This window comes from Synoicihabitans lomoniglobus (assembly GCF_029023725.1).
Lineage (GTDB): Bacteria > Verrucomicrobiota > Verrucomicrobiia > Opitutales > Opitutaceae > Actomonas > Actomonas lomonigloba.
The window spans coordinates 3,755,067-3,770,962 of the sequence record NZ_CP119075.1 but is presented as its reverse complement, the minus strand read 5'-3'; the positions used below and the strand labels follow the sequence as shown (position 1 = coordinate 3,770,962).

9 protein-coding genes are annotated in these 15,896 nt (G+C 62.1%); 1 reads left to right on the top strand and 8 read right to left on the bottom strand.

What is annotated here, in order from left to right:
• Positions 1-10: 10 nt before the first annotated feature.
• Positions 11-2,068 carry an NAD-dependent DNA ligase LigA gene (ligA, locus tag PXH66_RS14485; protein ID WP_330929753.1) on the top strand — a complete coding sequence of 686 codons (2,058 nt, stop codon included), beginning with the start codon at positions 11-13 and terminating at the stop codon, positions 2,066-2,068.
• On the opposite strand, the gene PXH66_RS14480 is transcribed toward ligA, so the two are convergent.
• The 8 genes from PXH66_RS14480 to dxr form a co-directional block, all read right to left on the bottom strand.
• Positions 2,053-5,586: an NHL domain-containing protein gene (locus tag PXH66_RS14480; protein WP_330929752.1), complete on the bottom strand. Its 3,534-nt coding sequence runs from the start codon at positions 5,584-5,586 to the stop codon at positions 2,053-2,055. The genes ligA and PXH66_RS14480 overlap by 16 nt on opposite strands.
• A gap of 107 nt (positions 5,587-5,693) precedes the next feature.
• Positions 5,694-6,392, bottom strand: coding sequence for a DUF6515 family protein (locus tag PXH66_RS14475; protein WP_330929751.1), 699 nt, complete (start codon positions 6,390-6,392; stop codon positions 5,694-5,696).
• A 266-nt stretch (positions 6,393-6,658) separates the two neighbouring features.
• Positions 6,659-8,506, bottom strand: a complete 1,848-nt coding sequence (locus PXH66_RS14470; protein ID WP_330929750.1) for a hypothetical protein — start codon at positions 8,504-8,506, stop codon at positions 6,659-6,661.
• Positions 8,507-8,617: 111 nt separating this feature from the next.
• Complete coding sequence (locus PXH66_RS14465) at positions 8,618-9,139, bottom strand: hypothetical protein (RefSeq protein ID WP_330929749.1); 522 nt, start codon at positions 9,137-9,139, stop codon at positions 8,618-8,620.
• Positions 9,140-9,247: 108 nt separating this feature from the next.
• Positions 9,248-10,645: a chromosomal replication initiator protein DnaA gene (gene dnaA / locus PXH66_RS14460; RefSeq protein ID WP_330929748.1), complete on the bottom strand. Its 1,398-nt coding sequence runs from the start codon at positions 10,643-10,645 to the stop codon at positions 9,248-9,250.
• A 512-nt stretch (positions 10,646-11,157) separates the two neighbouring features.
• Positions 11,158-13,206: a (E)-4-hydroxy-3-methylbut-2-enyl-diphosphate synthase gene (ispG, locus tag PXH66_RS14455; RefSeq protein WP_330929747.1), complete on the bottom strand. Its 2,049-nt coding sequence runs from the start codon at positions 13,204-13,206 to the stop codon at positions 11,158-11,160.
• A gap of 78 nt (positions 13,207-13,284) precedes the next feature.
• On the bottom strand, positions 13,285-14,700 hold the full coding sequence (gene rseP, locus PXH66_RS14450; RefSeq protein ID WP_330929746.1) for an RIP metalloprotease RseP: 1,416 nt from the start codon (positions 14,698-14,700) through the stop codon (positions 13,285-13,287).
• 7 nt (positions 14,701-14,707) lie between these two features.
• A complete protein-coding gene (gene dxr / locus PXH66_RS14445) occupies positions 14,708-15,892 on the bottom strand; it encodes a 1-deoxy-D-xylulose-5-phosphate reductoisomerase (protein ID WP_330929745.1) in 1,185 nt (394 codons plus the stop codon).
• Between the last annotated feature and the right edge of the window lie 4 nt (positions 15,893-15,896).

Here is a 15,896-nt window from a genome sequence, read left to right as displayed (position 1 = left end):
ATAGCGTCACATGACCCCGACAGAAACGGAACAACGCATGGCCGAACTGCGCGCAAATCTCGCGCGCCATGATGAGCTGTATTACCGTCAGGCGGAGCCGGAAATCGCGGACCGCGACTACGATGCGCTAAAGCGTGAACTGGCGGACTTGGAGGAGGAATATCCGTTGTTCGCCGTCGCCACGTCGCCGACGCAGCAGGTGGGTGACGACCGCAGCGAAGGTTTCCAATCCTATACGCATCGCGAGCGCATGATGAGTCTGGACAACACCTACTCGGATGACGAGATGCGTGAGTTTCACGCCCGGTTGGTGCGGGAGTTGGAACGCGAGGAATTCAGTCTCGTGGTGGAGCCCAAAATCGACGGCCTGGCGGTCAGCGTGACCTACGAGCGAGGCAAACTGGTGCGAGCGGTCACGCGGGGCAACGGCGTCGAGGGAGACGACATCACCGCCAATGCGCGGACGATTGCGACGTTACCGACGCAGCTGAAGGCGTCGGCCGACGCACCGGTGCCCGATTTGATCGAGATCCGCGGGGAAATCTATCTTTCCACCGAGGAGTTTCAGCGCATCAACGCCGAGCGCGAGGAAGCGGGCGAGGCCTTGTATGCCAATCCCCGCAATCTGGCGGCGGGCACGATCAAGCAGCTCGATCCGAGTGTCGTGGCGCAGCGGAAACTTGAAATCGTGCTTTACGGTCGTGGTTATACGGAGCCGGTCGAAGCCCTGCCCGAGACGCAGCAACAGTTTTTCCAATGGGTCAAAGCGTGGGGGCTGCCCACCGTGGAACGTCAGTGGGTCGCGCACAATGCCGACGAGGTGCTGGCGGCGATCCGCGAGCTCGACGTGCTGCGCGAGTCCTTTGCCTACGCCACCGATGGGGCGGTGGTGAAACTCGATGCCATCGCGCTGCAACGCACGCTTGGAGCCACCAGCAAGGCTCCCCGTTGGGCCATGGCTTACAAATTCGAAGCCGAACGCGCCGAGACCCAGTTGCGCAATATCACGATCCAGGTCGGCCGCACGGGCGTGCTCACACCGGTGGCGGAGCTCGAACCCGTGCAGCTCGCCGGCACCACGGTTTCCCGCGCCACGTTGCACAACCGCGACGAGATCGCCCGCAAAGACATCCGGATCGGTGATTTCGTCTCGGTCGAAAAAGCGGGTGAAATCATCCCGGCTGTGATCGCGGTGAACCTGCAAAAACGGGCACCGACATGTGAACCTTTTGTGTTCCCCGAACAGTGCCCGGCGTGCGGGACGACCGCGATTCAAGTCGAAGGCGAAGTCGCGGTGCGTTGTCCGAATCGCGAGTGTCCCGTGCAAGTGCGCCGCCGCGTGCAGCACTTTGCTTCGCGGGCCTGTCTCGACATCGAAGGTTTGGGCGAAGCGATGGTGGATCAGTTGGTGGAGCAAGGCTGGGTCAAATGCCTGCCCGATCTGTATCATCTCGATCGCGACAATTTGCTCACGCTGGGCAAGAACGTCGACAAGTCGACGGACAAGCTCCTCGCCGCGATCGAAGCCAGCAAAACGGCGGAGTTGTGGCGCTTCATCCACGGCCTCGGCATCACGCACGTGGGCACGGCGGCGGCCAAGGACTTGGCCCGCGTGTTTGGCAGTCTCACCGCGCTCGCCGATGCGACGATCGAACACTATCTGCGCGACAAGGAGTCGGTGATCAGTGGCATCGGAAAAACCATGGCCGACGCGATCATGGGATTTTTTGCCGACGACTATAACCGGCAATTGGTCAATGACCTGATCGCTGCCGGAGTGAATCCCGAGACTCCGACCACCGGTGCGGGAGGCACGCTTTTCGCCGGGCAAACGTTTGTGCTCACCGGCACGTTACCGACGCTCACGCGCAATGAGGCGGCGGACATGATCGAAGCGGCGGGCGGCAAAGTCAGCGGCAGCGTCAGCAAGAAAACCAGCTACGTGGTAGCCGGTAGCGAGGCGGGTTCCAAACTCGCCAAAGCCGAAAAGCTCGGCGTCACCGTCATCGATGAGGCCGAGCTGCGGCGGATGTTGGCGGACGACGCGGCCGTTCAAGGCACCTCGTAGACCTCAACCAAGGCGACACCGGTGGTGTCGTCGACGCCGCCCACCTGAATGGTGTAGGCACCGGGCATCAAGGTGACGAGCAAGGCGGCATCGGCACTGGCGCTGGCAGCCAGTTCGAACGCGCCCACCGTGGCAGCGGCCTCCACGATCGATTGGCCGCCTCCCCAATTATCGTTTTCCGCCGTTAGGTTTTGATCGCTGTCGAAGAGGCGAAGCACCGGGTCGACCAAAGCGCCGTCCACCCCGAACGAAGTGAGTGTGGGACCCACGCCGCGCACCAGCAGACGAATCGGGCTGTTGCCTGCGATGACAAAACCAGCGGTCAACACATCTGCTCCGGTTCCGACCACGGTGCGGGCGGACAGGTTGACGAAGCGCTCCGTCTGGCGGCCATCGACATCGTAGGCTTCAACCAGCGCGATGCCGCTTTCTCCGCCGCTGCCGGCCACTTGGGCAGTGAAAGCTCCGGCTGACAGCGATTGGAGCAGCGCGGCATCCCTTGAACTGTCGTCCAAGGCAAACGCGCCCAAGGCGACGAAGGCCGTGCGGAGGGACGCATCGCCGGCCCAATCATTGTTTTCCGCCAAAGGGATTTCACTGCTGGCGGATCCGAAGATGCGCAGCCGCGGATCAACCAGCGCGCCGGGAACGTCGAAGGCGGTCAAAGCGGGACCGATACCCCGGACGAGCACCGATTTTTCGGCATCTCCGGTAATCACAAATCCGAGCACGAGTGTTTGGGCACCGGAACCGGCCTGGCTGCGCACTGACAAATTATTCAGGCGGGTGGCCGGATCGACCCCGGCGACCAGACCCGCGAAATGAATGACATTGAGTTCGTCCGCCTGGCCCCCGGCGTGTCCGTCGCGGGCGGTGGGGTGTTGCGCCGCAGAACGCACGGTGGAGCTCGCCGGGGCGGTGAGCGTCGCTGACATCGTGCGGGCGTCCGGGTTGATCGACAGTTCAAATGTGTAGCCATCGTTCGTGGTCACGGTTGCCTGGCCATTGGCGTCGAGCACCCCGCGGGCGCTGTCCATGTGATCGGGCATGATGATCACACTGAGAAAATCACCACTGTAGCCGATGGAAGTGCGGATTTCCCCAATCGCGGTCCCGAGGGCAATCGCGGTATAGTAGGAGCCCGAAAAGGGCGTGCCTCCGCCGGTCCGCGGAAACTGTCCGGTGAAGGATTCGCCGAGCGTGGTGAGCTCCCCGATGACGTTGACGACGCCTTGAGACTCCTCGTCGATGGATCCTTGGAGGGCGATGGTGCGCGGTGACACCCCGGTCCCTTCCTTTAAGATCTCAACCGCCGACGCGGTGAAGTCGTCCCGCTCGTCCAGGACGATATCGGCGAGGAGGACCGAATCGCTTTCGGGTAAGTGAATGGAGAAACGCCCCTGACCCGGCCGCTCAAGCCAGAGGGCCCATGGAGTGCCCTGAGCAGTCGTGCCAAAGTAGGTGCCGAAGAAAGCCTCCGACGTGTAAACGGGCACGCCCAGACGCAGCTGGTTGTTGGCGGTATCGGCGACGAGGATATTACCATTGGGGAATACCGTGATGCCGCCGGGTTGATTGAACCGAGCGTCCGTGCCCACGCCGTCAACGGAGGCCCGGATGCCACGATCTCCGCCCAGGGTGGTTATGGTGGTGTCGGGAGCCATCTGGCGAATGGCGCTGTTTGAACTGTCGGCAATCAGCAGATTTCCTTCGGGATCGAACGATAGATGCATCGTGTGGCCCAGCAGCGCGTTCAAGCCGGTGCCGTCCAAGTAGCTGGAGATGTTGGATTGTCCGGCGATCGTGGTGACGAGGCCGGCGGGAGTAACCATTTTGATGGTCGATCCACTGCCGACCCACAGGTTGTCGGTCGCGTCGATCGTGATGCTGGAGACCAGATCGAGTCGGGCGGCGGTGCCCAGGCCATCCGTCGAACCCCGCAGTCCGGGTGCGCCGGCGAAGGTGGTGACATTGCCGCTCGGACTGATACGGCGAATGGTGAAATTGCCATAGTCGGCCACGTATACATTGCCCAGAGAATCGACGGTCATGGCCCCCGGGTTTTTAAAGCGAGCAGACGTGCCCATCCCGTCGGTGGAGCCCGACTCGCTGTCCGATCCGGCCATGATCTGAACCAACCCAGCCGAGTTCATCCGGCGGATGGCATGGCCGTGAGGTGCGTAAATGTTTCCCGCCTGATCGATGGCAATCGACGAGGCAAAGAAATGCGCCCGGGTGTTGTCGACCGTGCGCTCGGTGCGAACAAGTCCAGGCTCAACGATGATTCGCGGAATATTACCTTCCGTGCCAGCGTAGGCGCTGACGGCACCTTCAGGAGTGACGTGAACGACGGTGCCGCTGCCGGTGACCGAAACCAACGCGTTGCCATCAGGCAGCAGCGAGGCGCCCGTGGGACCTGCCATTCCGGTTGCCGCCCAGTCGGGTCCGCCGACAATGGTGGAAACGTTCCCCTCGATACTTACCCGGCGAATGGCGTGGTTGTTGGAGTCCGCGATCACCAGCGCGCCGGAGGCATCCACCGAGATGTCGTCCGGGGTTTCAAACTTCGAGGCGTTTGTAGAACCGTCGGAGAACTGGGTGGGTTCAAAGGGGGTCGACGCGCCGTTGCCGGCGAAGGCACTCACGTCACCGGCGGCGTTTATTTTCCAAACGACTGATCGGCTGGCGGCGAAGACGTTTCCGGCGGAATCAACCGCGACGCCATCCACCATGTAGAAGCTGGCGGTCGTGCGATGGGTGCCGATGGAAATGAACCCGCCGGGGGTTCCCGCAAACGTGGTGACGGCACCCGTGGGCGATACGAGTCGCACGGTGTAGTTCAATGTGTCGGCCACATAGATTTGGCCGCTTGCATCCACCGCGAGGGCTCGGGGCGAATTGAATTGAGCGGCTGATCCCAGACCGTCTGCGCTGCCGGCTCCCGCGCCGCCGGCGAGCAGGGACATTGTGCCGGAGCCGGTCACCTTATAGATGGCGTTTTGAGTGGAGTCGGCGACGTAAAGTGTCGTGCCGTCCGGGGCGAAGGCCAAGCTCACCGGGGCTACGAAACCGGAACTTACCACGGTGGTCGTCTGTCCATCAGTTCCGATGCGTCGAATCGCGGGATATGATCCGCTATTGGCCACGTAGACCGAGCCGTCGGCCGCCACGGCGACGTCCTGCGGGTTGCTGAAGAGGGCCACGCCCGACGGACCATCGGTGTTGCCCTCGGTGCCGGGAACTCCCGCGATGGTGCTTACCCATCCCTGCGGAGAGATTTTGCGAACGACGTGGTTTTCGCGATCGGCCACATAAATGTTGCCGGCAGAATCGAGACTAACTCCCGTTGGCGTGCGAAAATGCGCCGTGGCGACGGGGCCGTCGGTAAAACCCGAACCACCGGAGGCGGATGCGATCGTCGTAAAACGATATTCAAGTTTGGCGGCGCTGAGGGCCAGAGAAGCCAGCAAGCTTAGCGCTACGCTGGCTACGATGCGGGAGAGGGGCAGAGTAATCATGAGATACGAGGGCGGCCAGCCGTGGTAACGCGATGAGCCGCCGTGCCTACGATCCTCCGCTCAAACTGACAACGAGATACTGGTCCCGCTTCTCGTTGTTTACGGTGTCAACTGGTGCTGGCGGCGGCGGGTTTTCCGCCTTCGACTTTCCACGGGGCTTCGACGACCTTGAAGCCTTCGGGGGTGCGACGGAAATAACCGCCGTCAAACTCGAAGTATTCGTTTTCCTCGTGCCACACGGTCATGGCTCCGATCGGCAAGGACTTTATCTTGGCACCGACCGGCGTCGGCACCCACACGCGACCCTTGCTGGAGTTTTTGAAATACTCGCCTTTCTCCAACAGGTAGCGGGTGTCATCCAGCCAGACGGCGACCAAAGCGTCGTTTTTTGGCGGGGGTGAGCTCACACGTGCAGGAGGGGTGTAACGTTCCTCGACCACGGGGATCTCCACGATCTCGTAGCGGTTGCCGTAGGGGCGATAATAGACGTGGTCCGCCCGGTAGTAGACATCGCGGCCGACGACCACCCGCGTGTAATGAGGTGGCAACGTATTGACGTAGTATCCGCGGGGAGGAGCGGCGCGGTAGTAGCGACCGCGATCCCACCGGTAGTATTCGCCGCGGTAGGCGTAGTAGCGGTCGGGGCCGTGACGAAACTCGCGACCCCCGATGGGCACGCCGACCCCGAGGGAAACTGAAACGCGACCATCGGCGACCGCGTGCGTGACGCCTCCACCCAGCAGGGCGAGAACGAGGACCGCCCCCAAGCGGGTGCGGCGAGAAAAGGAAGCAAACGAGAGGTTCATGGCAGTTGTGACGAAAAACGATGGCGTGGTATTCACGTGTCTTTCAATGAGACGAGATTTGCCCTAAATAGTTTCATGGTGTCGGCGCCGAACTTGGGAAGAACCCGCGCTCGGGAGGATCGTATTCGGTTGGCCCCGGCCCGCCTTACTGCCTGACTAGCAGCAGGTCACCGATGCGGTGGCCTGAACCTCCATCGTGGCCGTCCCGGGGAAACCGGGCGGCGAAATTCGGGCAGATTTTCGTGATTCGGCGAGCGCCCGCGTGATCAAAGATCGAGGTCGTAGATTTCGATGAGGCCTTGGCCGGTGGTTTGGGCGACGCCGCTGAGGTGGACGGTGTAGGCGCCCGGCCAAAGGGGGAGCACCAGCGCGGCGTCCTTGCTGCCGGCGGCGAGTTCGAACGCGCCGGCGGCGGTAAAAACGGATCCGAGGTTGCTGCTCCAGTCGTCGTTGCGGGCGATGATGTTGCCCGCGCTGTCGAGGATGGTGATCTGAGGGTCGTCGAGCGCGCCCGCGACGTCGAACGCCTCCAAGCCGGGTCCGATGCCGCGGACGAGCACGGTCTTGGCTCCGCTGCCGGAAATGATGAAGCCCGCGATAAGGATGTTGCTGCCCGTGCCCACCTCGTAGCGGGCGGAGAGGTTGGTGAGACGGTTGTCGGCGTCGGCGACGCTGAGGTCGTAGAGTTCGATCAACGCGAGGCCGGCGGCGTCGTCGGTGACGTGGGCGGAGGTGGGACCGCTGATGGTGGCGAGTGCCATGGCGTCGAGGCTGGCCGGATCGAGCGGGAAGGATTGGCTGGCGGTGACCGCCGCGATGAGTTCGGGAGTCCCGCCCCAATTGTCGTTGGCGGTTTGCTGGTTTTGACTGGAATCAAACACGGCAAGTCGGGGATCGGCGGCCAGCGAAGGGGTATCGGTGACATACGGGGAGAGTCCCGGCCCGATGCCCCGCACGAGCACCTCGCGAGCGCCCCCCGTGGCGACGGTGCCGACGATCAACGGTGTATGGGCGGTTAAATTAGCTCTGACCGACAGGTTGCTGAACACGCTCGTGGCGGCTTCACGCGGCAGAAGTAGATAATGCACCACGTTAAAAATATCATCACGGTGCAGGCCACTGCCGAGTAACCAGCCTGCGTTGTTTCGAGCGATGACACCGCGCAGGTTCCATGCGTCTGCGCCGATGGTCGCGCCGGAAATATCGATGGTATCGGCGCCGTCGATTTGGGCGATGCGGCCGTCCTCGTTGGCGTCGAATTGAACCCAGCCGTATACCGTGCCGTCATCGGTGATGACGTGTCCGTTGCTTTGCCAAGCCCCGGGGGGATTCAGATCCAGAACGGTGGTGAACCCGTCCGTGCGTTCATAGCGAAAGGCGTGAGTGAGGCCGCCACCCGCGGGAAGCACACTGCCTCCGGTCGCCTGATCGGAGGCGTTGATGTCGTTGACCGTGCCCTGCGGCGAGCCGCTGATGCCGACGAAGCGAGGGTTCGAAAGACCGGAGGTGCGAAACCAGCCCCGGGGTGGTTCCCCGGACTGGACCTGCACGGAGCCCCCGGTGGTGCCACGGGTGTTGAGGGTGGTGATGGAAACGGAGGCGGCGTTATCGTAGAAAAAGTCGAGATCCTCTCCGGCGCGGATGAAGGGCTGCACGCCGTTGTTGGTCCCGAACTCGTAGTAGCGGCCGGCAATGTGCCCGAGATCGTTGATCGCGTCTCCCCAACTCGGTGAGCTGGCCGCGGGGTCGAGAATGTTGATGTCGCCGTCGATCCAGGTGACCGCATGAAAGTATTGATACGTGGCCGATGAACTTCCGACGATTTGACCGTGGGCATTGATGCCCACCGCTCGCGTGGAGATGCCGTCCGGCATCTGGGGCAAACGGGTCGAGCGGCCGCTTTGCCAGACGAACGCGTTGTCCCGCGTGGAAGAGATCGCGTAGTAGCCGACGATTTGGCCGACGTCGTTGAGGTCCGTGAAGGTGGTGTCGGGTTGGCCGGTCAGCGTCTCCGCTTCGATCAGAATATAGGGAGTCTGTGCTGAGAGAACAGGCGCGGCCCCGAAGAGGAGGGCACCCATGCCGGAGCACAGGTTACGAAGAATTGTAGGCATGGCGGGGTAGGTTGGGGTAGCCTATGAGGACCCAACCTGGCTCCCTGAGTTCCGTTTCCCCTCGTTTCGGATCTGAAGACCCGGTGTTTCGCTCGGCTCGGCCGGGCCACTTTATCCCATGCCTTTGGCGCGAAGCGCCGCGCTGAGTTCCTGCATGAACATCTGCGCATCTTCGGGCGAAGGTTGGTAGCCGTCCTGACTGACTTCGGTGAAGCCGGGACGTCCCTGGTGGTCCACAATCCATTTGCCGGTGACGCCGTCGCTGAACGTCACGGAGCCACTCGCGATGGCGCCCGGAATCAAGGTCACGTTGTCAACGTCGAGTGTAACGGTGCCGACGGGGAACGCCTCGGCGTCTTCAGCCGGAAGGTCTTGGTCGGTCGCGCCCGGAGCGGCCGGGGCAGGTGCCTTGGGTTTGGGCGGCGGTGGCGGCGTCTTGCTGACATCGCTGGCATCGGCCTTGGGGGCATGGTCGACGAGGGTGAGGTCGAGGTCATCGACCAGAAATCGCACGTCCATGTAGGTCATGGAGAGTTTGAACTCTTCGAGAATGCGCTTTTGCACTTCGGAGAGGGTGGCGCCGTCTTTGACCCATTGGGAGACGGTCAGGGTTTGTTCAGAGGAAAGGGACATGGCGGAATAATGGATTTCGGGTAACCGATGCGCAAGTTCAGCAGTCTCGCAACACCTACGAAAGCAGAGGCTGCCGGGCTGCGGTCTCCGACCGGCGAACGCGCGATCTTAGCGGCTCAGCTGGTTGCGCAGAAACTCGATGCTGCTGCGCATGGTCTGGTCCTGCTCCATCATGTTGTCCACCGCTTTGCAGGCGTGGATGACGGTGCCGTGATCGCGGCCTCCATACATGTCACCGATTTCCTGCAGCGAGTGCTTGGTCAGGGTGCGGGACAGATACATCGCGATCTGGCGGGGAATGGCGATGTTGTTGGGGCGACGCTTGCTGGTCATGTCGGACAAGCGGATCTGAAAGTGGTCGGCGACACGCTTTTGGATCGTTTCGATCGTGAGCATGTTCTGCGCCTGCTCCATGAGCACGTCCTGGAGCAGCATCTCGGTGGTGGGCACGTCGAGGTGTTTGCCGGTGAGCGAGGCGTAGCTGGCGACTTTGATGAGAGCGCCTTCGAGACGGCGGATGTTCTTCGCGATGTTTTGGGCGACGAAGGTGATGACCTCGGGCGGCACCTCGAGTTTGAGGCTCTTGGCCTTGGTGCGCAGGATGGCCACGCGCGTTTCAAAATCGGGGGCGTGGATGTCGGCTGGCAGTCCCCATTCGAAACGCGAGACGAGACGGGCTTCGAGTTTGGCGATTTCCGAGGCGCGGCGATCGCTCGAGAGCACGATCTGTTTACCGGATTCGAAGAGATCGTTAAAGGTGTGGAAGAACTCTTCCTGAATGCGCTCCTTGCCGCCGAGGAACTGCACATCGTCGAGCAGCAGCACGTCGACGTTGCGGTAGCGTTGGCGGAATTTGACGAGGGCGTTTTCCTGCAGGCCTTGGATGAACTCGTTGGTGAATTTCTCGGTGGAGAGATACGCCACCCGGGCATCCGGTTTCTGGCGGAGGATGGCATGCCCGATCGCATGCATGAGGTGGGTTTTACCCAGTCCGGTATCGCCGTAGAGGAAGAGTGGATTGTAAGCCTGCGCGGGCGACTGCGCCACGGCGAGCGAGGCGGCTTGCGCCATCTGGTTGTTGCTGCCGACTACGAAATTTTCGAACGTATTGCGTGGGTTGAGGTTCCCCGCATGGGCTCCGGCGGTATGGGACAGGCCGGTCCGGCGACCGGAGGGACGCTTCGGCGCGACTTCCGGTTCGGCGGCGCGCAAGCGGTTCGAACGGGCCGGAGCGGGCGGGGTGCTGGGGGTATCCGCCTTCTTCAAGGCGACTTTGATATCACGACCCGCCGTGAGGCGCAGACGCTGGATGATCAGGTCCAGGTAGTTGTCGTGGATCCAAATTGCAGCGAAGTCGTTGGGCACACCCAAGGTCAGACTGTCCTCGGCGGTATCGAGACACACGAGCGGCTCGAACCAAAGCTGGAAAACGTCCTCCGGAAACAGGGTTTTAAAGTCCTGTTTGGCGGTTTCCCAGAGAGATGAAGACGATGTTACGGCGGGCATTAAATTCAGGCGACGATACGGTTTTATTCACAATGTGGTTGGGAACGCAGGGAAGGCACGCCTGAATCGAAAAATCCAGCTAAGGGCGGGATCGTAACAAAAAGGGAGGGGAATAGGCGAAGCGTGCGCACCATTAAGGTGATGTTTGCTGTAAGCTTCTGGTATTCAGGGGGTAGGGTCAAAGGTTACGAGATCGGCTGGAGATCTGACGATTAGGAGTGGAAAAGAGCGTTCCAAATCACGTGGTCGGGGTGAAGTGGAGGGGGAGGAGTAAACGGGCAGGCGATTTAGGGTTTCAAGGCGAACTTTCCAACAAGTTATTCACAACGGCGAGCGGATAACTTTTTAACATTTTACTGTTGCTTTAAAGGCGGGAAAACCGGTGCCGCCGGGGGTGGTTTTTGGCGTAAGGTCTGGAGCACTACAAATCGCGGTTCCCCCCTCCTAAGAGTCATGAAATCGGGACCGGACTCGTAGTGTTTGTTTTGTTACGAGAGCGTCACGAGTGGGTTTCAAACCGCTGCGACGTGGTCCGGATCGACCCACTTTCCGTGTTCGCGGATGAGTTCGATTAATCGAGCATCCGCATTTTTTTGCGGGATGTTGTATTGGACGCAGGTCTTGCCGACGTAGAGATTGATCTTTCCGGGCGCCCCGCCGACGTAGCCAAAGTCGGCGTCGGCCATCTCTCCCGGCCCGTTGACGATACAACCCATGATGGCAATTTTCACCCCTTTCAGGTGACCGGTCTGTTCACGGATGCGTTGGGTGGTGGATTGCAGATCAAACAACGTGCGACCGCAGGAGGGGCAGGCGACGAACTCGGTCTTGGTGATGCGGGCGCCCGCGCCTTGCAGCACGTTGTAAGCGAGTTTCACGGCGCGAACGGCGTCGCCTTCGGTTTCCAGGCTGACCATGTCGCCCAACCCGTCGCAGAGGAGCGAGCCGGTGAGCATCGAGGCGTCCAGCAGCCGGGAGAGGAAACTCTTGTCACCGGCCAAGGCGGTGCCGGGGGTGTTGCGAATCCACAGTGGCGTGCGCGATCCGTGGGTGTGCAGCGTCGCGGCGAGTCGACGGTAGGTGCCGACGGCGTGTTCGGGCGACTGAGGACTCGGCCGATGGTCGGCGAGGGTGACGATGACGCGGGCTTCGCCGGCGGTGGTGAGAACCGAAGCCAGAGACGCCAGCGCGGCGGGAGATGCTGCCACGGCCAGGGTGTGGCGGGGACTGGCGCGCAGCTGATCGAGCCAGCTGGCGAGCAACGCGCTGCTGCCGGAAGCAAACTCCCGCAGCAGGATCAAAGAGCCCGAGGCCGCCTCCAGGGTCGGCGCGAGATCATCGACGGTGAGATCAGGGTTGAGGTCCAACACCAGAAACGTGGCGGGCAGATCAAGACTCAGATCGCGCAGGGTCTTGAGATCGGCCGGGGTTTCGATCGGCACCCGGATCCCTTCCGGGGGATTGTCCTTGAGCGTCGGGTTCTTCAGCGCGGTGGCGAAGTCCGGCAGGGCCGCCACGTCGGGCGCACTTACGATCACGCGTGGGGGCTGTTCGGGGCCGACCAAAGCACCATCGCCGAGGTCGAGCGACCGCACGTCGCGACGATTGAAGTGAAACGGGTCCAGCGGGTCCGCGGGCTCAATGGGAAATTGGTCGGCCGGAACCGTATCGCCCGACCAAGTGGCCATGGCTTTGGCAGCCAATGCCTGGGCGACGGGGATTTCGTAGACGGGATCTTCCGTGAGTGAAACCCGGATGGTGTCGCCCAGTCCGTCGAGGAGCAGACTGCCGATCCCGATGGCGCTCTTGATGCGACCATCCTCGCCGTCCCCGGCCTCGGTCACACCGAGGTGGAGCGGGTAGTGCATGGATTCCTCCGCCATCCGTTTTACCAGCAAACGGTAGGCTTCGATCATCACCTTGGGGTTCGAGGCTTTCATCGACAGCACGATGGCGTGGTAGTCGTGGCTTTCGGCGATGCGCAGAAACTCCAACGCGCTTTCCACCATGCCGAGCGGCGTATCGCCGTAGCGGTTCATGATGCGATCGGAGAGCGAACCGTGGTTGGTGCCGATGCGCATGGCGCGACCGAGCTCGCGGGAGCGTTTCACCAGCGGGGAGAACGCCTCGTGCAACCGGGCCAATTCCTCCTCGTAGGCGGAATCTGAATACTCCTGCACGGCGAACTTCTTCTTGTCGGCGTAATTGCCGGGGTTTACCCGGACTTTCTCAACGTGTTCGACCGCTTCCATGGCGGCGGAGGGGAGAAAATGAATGTCCGCCACCAGCGGGACCGAGGCGAAACCGGCGGCGCTGAATTCGGACCGAATATCCTTGAGGGCGCGGGCCGCGGCTTTGTTGGGAGCGGTCACTCGCACGATTTCACAACCCACCTCGGCCAGCGCGATGGCCTGTTTCACGGTGGCCGCCACGTCCTGAGTGTTGGTGGTCGTCATCGACTGCACGCGCAGAGGATAAAGCCCGCCGACCCCGACGTCGCCGACCATCACCTCGGATGATCGCCGTCGGACCGAACGAAAACGTGAAGCACAGTAGCTCATGGGAACACGTTGGAACTAAGCGGAATGAAGTAAAGCGCGCCGGACTGGTGGGCGGTTCTGTTCCGCCCCGCGCTGACTCTATTTGGTGTCAGCCGGATCCTCGGTCGTGGTGGGGGTCACATCGCGCACGATCCGGCGCACGTCAAAGAAACTCACGTAGAGGATCATCGAAAGCAGCATCATCATGAACACGCTTTGGGTCGTCATGATGAAATTGGTCGGCAGGGCGCGGCCGCGCAGTTTGCCAATGGTGGCGAAGAGCATGTGGCCCCCGTCGAGCACGGGGATGGGCAACAGGTTGAAGATCGCGAGATTGATGTTCACCAGAATCGTGAACCAGAGCACGAGCCGGATATCCGCCTGCGCGGCCATGTGAAACACCCGGATGATGCCGACCGGACCGCTGAGTTTGGAAATACCGATGTCGGACTGCGGGTTGATGAGGCTGCCGAGCGTGCGGAAGGTCATGCGCACGTGGTCGCTGAACTGAGCGAAGGGTGTGGGGTAAACCAGCTTCGAGTCGGTCGTGAGTTGCAGACCCAGATCAGCCGGTTGTTCGACCTCTGGACGAGCTGCCATGGTCAGCGTGAGCGGTTGGCCGTCACGCTCCAAATGGACCGCGATCGGACGGTCGTGGTGGGCGGCCAGGTGGTCCGCGTAAGTCTGGATGTTGAGAATACGCGTGTCGTCCATCGCGATGAAGCGATCGCCCACTTGCAGTCCGAGCGCGGCGCCGGCGGAACCTTCCGCCACCCCGGCGACGATTAATTCGTAGGCGGCAATGATGCCCACTTTGCGGATCTCCTCATCACCGGCGATCTGCGGAAAGACGGTGACTTCGCGCGACTGGCCGTCGCGTTCGACGGTGAAGACGTTGTAGCGCCGACCGGCGTCGGTGCGCCCCGCGCTGGTGACCAGGGTCTGCAGGAGTTCCTGCCAGTCATCGACTTTGCTGCCGTCGATGGCGCGAATGGTGTCGCCCACTTCCAATCCGGCTTGGCGCGCGGGGCTGGGCACGGTCTCGCCGGTGGACGTTTCAATCTCGTCGACGACGTAGCCGATTTGGGTGGTGGCTTGATCACTCGTCGTGGGTTGGCCGACCAGCCAGATGATGGTCGCGAGCAGGAAAGCAAAAATCAGGTTGAATGTCGCCCCCATGACGAAGACGAGCATGCGCGTCGAGTAGCTGACGGGCGGCAGATCCTCGGCGCGGTCGTCGTTGCCTTCGACCGCAGCCATGTCGGCGAGTTGGGGGAGGGCCACGTAGCCGCCGAGGGGGAGCCAAGAGACGCGGTATTCCACCCCGTCTTTGCCCCGCCAGCCGAACATCTTCGGGCCGAAGCCGATGGAAAAACGGGAAACGTGCACGCCGCGTCGTCGCGCGGCGAGAAAATGACCGAGTTCGTGCACGAAGATCGATCCCCCGAAAAAGAGAACAATGAGAAAGACGGCCCAGAGGTTGGAAAACAGGGCGTTGAGCAGGTCGGCGGGCATGGGTCAGTCAGGTGACGGCGTGGGAAGTGAGTAGCGAGGTGGCGAGTCGTCGGGCCTCGGCGTCGGCTGCGATTACGGCGTCGAGATGGGAGGGATCGTGATGATCGATACGGCTGAGAGCCTGTTCGACGATTCGTGGGATCGCAAGAAAGGGGATTTGTTCACTCAGGAAGGCGGCGACGGCGATTTCATTGGCGGCATTGAAGGCGGCGGGGGCGATGCCGCCCCTCTTCATCGCCTCAAGCGCCAGCCGCAGCATGGGAAACCGGTCTTGGTCGATCGGGCGGAAATCCAAGGAGAACGGAGCGTGCACATCCAGCGATGGCTCTACGCTCGGCAGGCGCAACGGGTGCAACAGCGCATGCTGGATGGGGAACGTCATCGAAGGCGGGCACAGGTGGGTGAGCATGGCACCGTCCGTGAACTCGACGAGGCAGTGCGCGAGGCTCTGGGAGTGCAGGACGGCCTGGCACTGCTCCGGACGTAGATCGAAAAGCCATTGAGCCTCAATGAGTTCCAGGCCCTTGTTGGCAAGCGTCGCCGAATCGACGGTGATTTTTGGCCCCATGGACCAATTCGGATGCTGCAGGGCGTCGGCCGGGGTGACTGCGCCAAGCTCGGCCAGGGAACGATCGCGAAACGCGCCGCCTGAAGCGGTCAGGATGATCCGCGCCACGTCTTTGGTGGGGTTGTCGGCGAGACATTGCGCCACCGCATTATGTTCACTGTCGACCGGGCGGAGGGTGATGCCCCGTTCGCGGGCGGCGGCCATGACAAATTTGCCGGCCATCACGAGGATTTCCTTGGAGGCGAGGGCGAGATCCTTGCCGGCATTGATCGCCGCGAGCGCGGGTTCGAGGCCGGTCACTCCCACGACCGCGACCAGCACGATGTCGGCTTCGGGCAACGTGGCCAGAGTGTTGAGTCCGGCGAGGCCCGCGTGCAGGTCGACGCCGGACCGAAAGGCTTGGCCTGCTTTGGCCGCAGCGTAAGCGTCGGCATCAAACAAGGTCGCATGCCGCACGGAGGGGAACCGGTGGGAAATCGCGGCCAACTCGGCGTGATTGGTTTGAGCCGCCACGGCCACGAGCTCCAGGTGCGCCGGATGCGCGGCGATGACCCGCAAAGCGCTTTCGCCAATGGATCCCGTCGCGCCCAGCAATGCGACGCGCTTGGGGGAGGTTGGACGCATGCTG

What these genes read in the sequence shown, in the direction of transcription:
- dxr (WP_330929745.1), bottom strand. Translation starts at nt 15,892, where the DNA reads ATGCGTCCAACCTCCCCCAAGCGCGTCGCATTGCTGGGCGCGACGGGA.
- PXH66_RS14480 (WP_330929752.1), bottom strand. Translation starts at nt 5,586, where the DNA reads ATGATTACTCTGCCCCTCTCCCGCATCGTAGCCAGCGTAGCGCTAAGC.
- ispG (WP_330929747.1), bottom strand. Translation starts at nt 13,206, where the DNA reads ATGAGCTACTGTGCTTCACGTTTTCGTTCGGTCCGACGGCGATCATCC.
- PXH66_RS14475 (WP_330929751.1), bottom strand. Translation starts at nt 6,392, where the DNA reads ATGAACCTCTCGTTTGCTTCCTTTTCTCGCCGCACCCGCTTGGGGGCG.
- dnaA (WP_330929748.1), bottom strand. Translation starts at nt 10,645, where the DNA reads ATGCCCGCCGTAACATCGTCTTCATCTCTCTGGGAAACCGCCAAACAG.
- PXH66_RS14470 (WP_330929750.1), bottom strand. Translation starts at nt 8,506, where the DNA reads ATGCCTACAATTCTTCGTAACCTGTGCTCCGGCATGGGTGCCCTCCTC.
- rseP (WP_330929746.1), bottom strand. Translation starts at nt 14,700, where the DNA reads ATGCCCGCCGACCTGCTCAACGCCCTGTTTTCCAACCTCTGGGCCGTC.
- ligA (WP_330929753.1), top strand. Translation starts at nt 11, where the DNA reads ATGACCCCGACAGAAACGGAACAACGCATGGCCGAACTGCGCGCAAAT.
- PXH66_RS14465 (WP_330929749.1), bottom strand. Translation starts at nt 9,139, where the DNA reads ATGTCCCTTTCCTCTGAACAAACCCTGACCGTCTCCCAATGGGTCAAA.